General features: G+C 31.3%; 5 protein-coding genes. All 5 read left to right on the forward strand.

Features of this window, described 5'->3' with window-relative positions:
• On the forward strand, positions 1–694 hold a 694-nt coding region (locus VFS71_RS08420; RefSeq protein WP_326400530.1), incomplete at its 5' end, for a hypothetical protein.
• A gap of 124 nt (positions 695–818) precedes the next feature.
• Entirely contained in the window at positions 819–1,619 is an 801-nt protein-coding gene (locus VFS71_RS08425; protein ID WP_326400532.1) for a lipid II flippase family protein, read from the forward strand.
• A gap of 95 nt (positions 1,620–1,714) precedes the next feature.
• Positions 1,715–2,371: a 4'-phosphopantetheinyl transferase family protein gene (locus VFS71_RS08430; RefSeq protein ID WP_326400534.1), complete on the forward strand. Its 657-nt coding sequence runs from the start codon at positions 1,715–1,717 to the stop codon at positions 2,369–2,371.
• A 65-nt stretch (positions 2,372–2,436) separates the two neighbouring features.
• Positions 2,437–3,183 (forward strand): geranylgeranylglyceryl/heptaprenylglyceryl phosphate synthase, encoded by a 747-nt coding sequence (locus tag VFS71_RS08435; protein ID WP_326400536.1) that lies wholly within the window; start codon positions 2,437–2,439, stop codon positions 3,181–3,183.
• Positions 3,184–3,770, forward strand: a 587-nt coding sequence (gene pnuC, locus VFS71_RS08440) for a nicotinamide riboside transporter PnuC (protein WP_326400538.1), incomplete at its 3' end; no start/stop codon positions are given.

A 3,770-nucleotide genomic window follows, 5' to 3' on the forward strand; every position in this document is an offset into this window, starting at 1 on the left:
TGGTTTTAAAGAAGAAGATGTTGAAGTTATTTATAATTGGGCAAATACAAATCGATTTCGATTGAAAGAAAAAATAAATTCTCATCCAAAAAAAGCATTGGTTTTTTCTAATTATTTGAATGAGAATAATATTTATCCCGAAATTAAGGGGGCATGCGTTGAGCTTGGGATTGAACTTGAAATAATTGGTTCTTCAAGTGGTAATCCTTGTTTAAAACCTGAAGAGATTCTCCAAAAATATGATTTGGTATTTGCAAAAGCAAAAGCAGCAATAGAGGCAATGGCTACAGGAGCGGCAGTGATTGTTTGTGATTATAGAGGATTAGGCGGTATGGTTACAAGTTCAAATATGAAACATTTTAGAGCCTTTAATTTTGGAATGAAACTTATGACGAACAGCCCTGTAAAAAATAATTTGATTAAAGAAATTAATAAATATAACTCTTCTGAAATAATTAAAGTTTCTGAATATATTATAAAAGAATCAGATTTTTTCTCAATAGTTACCCGCTTGGAGCGTATCTATTCAGAATTAATTATAGATTTTAAAAATAAAAAAAGGGGAAATTACAACTCTTCATTTTTAGGGTATGTGTCAATATATAAGATTACATCGAGAAGTTTAATTTTGACTCAAATTAGATTGAGATTTCCTAAAATGTTTGCTTTTTTAAGATCTGTTTTCAAAAATTGATTAAAAGTTTTTTTAATACATTTTTGTTCTGTAAAATTATGTTTGCTTGAGGATTTTAATAGTTGTAATCAAAAAGTTGCATCTTGAAAAAACAATTTCTTGTGATTTTTTTAATTAAAAATATATGACTATCAATATTTTATTAGTTTGCGTTCTTACTTCAATAATTCATTTTATTGGAATAATTAGTTTATCGGCTAAGATTGTTGGGACACGAACCAGACGTATTGCTTCTTCTGCTTCGATATTTAATATCATTATTATTATATCACAATTCTCTAATACAATACAAGCCCCATTATTGACAAAAACTATAGAGAACAATATTATCTTAGGAAATTCACCAAATGATTTAATATTTAGGAGTATTATTTTTTCAGCTACAATTGGTAGTATTATTGGAGGATTGTTTATACCAACAATTCATAGGTTTATGGAAAAAGGAGTAAACGCATTGTATAATAATCGTTCTGTTTTTGTTGTAGTAATAAAATCATTCAGTTTGGCTACATTTTTTCATTTTAAGCAAAGTTTTACAATACCCAAAAAGTCTAATTTTTATCGTTTAAACAAATACAAAGATATATATATGGAGTTAGTTTTGCTCAACGTTATTGTATATGCTTTTATTACGGTAAGTGTGCTTTCTTGTTTGTATGCAGGTTATTTAAATCCAAATTTACGAACGACATCATTGTCAATGAGTGGTGTGGCTGTAAGTTTAGGTTCTATAGGGATGATGTTATTTATAGAACCTTATCACGCAACATTAACTGACAAAGTTATTGACGGTTCGGTTACAGAATCATTTTTTAGAAGGCATTTAACTTTTGTTATTATTGCCCGTATCTTTGGGACGCTTTTGGGACAATTTATTTTTATTCCATTAGCATGGGTAATTGTGAAATTGGCTGAATTGTTATAGATATGAAGACAGTAAAATAATGATTTAGATTATTAAAAGCTGTTTATATGAATTAGTAGATAATTTGTTTTTTTTGCCTGTTAAAATTAAATACAATGCCATTATACAAGACCATAACCTTAAATCCTTCAACTCAAATTCTTGTTTGGGAAATAACTGAATCCTATCAGGAGCTTTTTGAAGCAGTCGTTCTTAATGACAGTAACATAAACCGATTGAACGGCATGAAATCCGAGATACATCAGCGTGCTTTCTTGAGTGTTCGCAAACTGTTTCAGCAGGTGGGGTATACAGATTTTGATTTGTATTATGACGAATTTGGTAAACCGCATTTATATGACGGAAAGCATATTTCGATTACCCATTCCCATCAATTTTCGGCTATTATTATAAGTGATGAAGTGGCTGGGATTGATATCGAACTACAACGCGAAAAAATCATCCGCATTGCCGATAAATTCACAGAATCTGAGTTTTCCTTTTTGAACCCAGATGAAAAAACAGAATACATCAGGAAACTGACCGTGATATGGGGTGCCAAAGAGGCCATTTTTAAAATCAGAAACGAAAAAGGAATCAGTTTCAGAGACCATATTAAAGTTAATCCTTTTGAAATGGATAATAAGCATACCAAGACAGAACTTCATTTTGATAGTATAATAAGGGATTTTACTATTTGTTTTGAGGAATTTGAATCAAATAACAAGGATGGTTTAACACAAAATTTTACTCTTGTTTATGCTTTTGAATAATCGAGAATAATTTTAAATCTTTACTTAGCTTTGCGCCTGTTTAGTGAATCTGTGAGTGACTGCCTATGACCAATATTTATAATGCTATAATTCAGGCCAAAACTGAAAACCGAAAATTACTTGCTATCCTTCTGGATCCCGACAAAATTGTTTGGGAGAATTTAGGATATTTAATCGAAAAAGTAAATCAATCACCCGCAACGCATATTTTCATTGGCGGAAGTCATGTTCGAAATAATATTTTGGATGAATTAATTGTTTGTCTAAAAGAAAAAATAAATTTGCCAATAGTCCTTTTCCCGGGAAACCCATCTCAGATTTCTGCTAATGCTGATGCAATTCTATTTCTTTCCCTAATATCAGGTCGAAATCCAGATTATTTGATAGAACATCAAGTAGATGCCGTTCCAATTTTGAAAAAAACTGAACTCGAAATTATTTCGACAGGTTATATGTTGATCGAAAGCGGTAGTGAAACAGCGGTCGCTAGAGTGAGCAATACGAAGCCGTTGGATAGGAATAATAGCGATTATGCGATGCATACCGCACAGGCAGGGGAGATGTTGGGAAACAAACTTATTTATCTCGAAGCGGGAAGTGGTGCTAAACAGGCTGTTCCTTTTGAAATGATAAAAAAAGTATCAAATAATATTGAAATTCCTCTAATTGTTGGTGGCGGAATTATAGATTTGCAAGGCATTCAAAGAGCTTACGAAGCAGGTGCTGATTTAGTAGTTATTGGAACCGCTTTTGAAAATGATGCCGAATTTTTTAATCAGACCTCATCTAAACGCATAAATCTAAAATTTTAAATGTTTGACTATTTTTTTGCCCAATACAAAGGTTACCCACTTCATGAAGTGTATTTAGAGTTGATTGCAGTTTTTTTTGGACTTTGGAGTGTTTGGTGCGCCAAAAAAGATAATATTTGGGTTTTTCCAACAGGATTAATCAGTACGTTTATATACGCATATTTGCTCTGGCAATGGAGTTTATTGGGAGATTCCATGATTAATGTGTATTATTTTATAATGAGTATTTATGGTTGGTATCACTGGACGCGTAAAAAAGGGGATGTCGATGAGTTTCCAGTATCGGTGATGACTAATAAGGAAAAAGTAATGTCGGTCGTTATTTTTATTATGACACTCATTTTTGTGATTACTGTCTATCTTTATTTTAATAAATTTGCAAGCTGGTATTCGTATGTTGATACCTTTTTGACTGCAATATTTTTTGTAGGTATGTGGTTGATGGCCAAAAGAAAAATTGAAAATTGGATTTTTTGGATTGTAGGAGATTTACTTTCCATACCACTTTATTTTGCAAAAGGTTATACTTTTACCAGTTTTCAATATATAATATTTACAATTATTGCCGTTTATGGCTATTTAGAATG

It is taken from the genome of Flavobacterium sp. (assembly GCF_035760125.1).
GTDB lineage: Bacteria > Bacteroidota > Bacteroidia > Flavobacteriales > Flavobacteriaceae > Flavobacterium.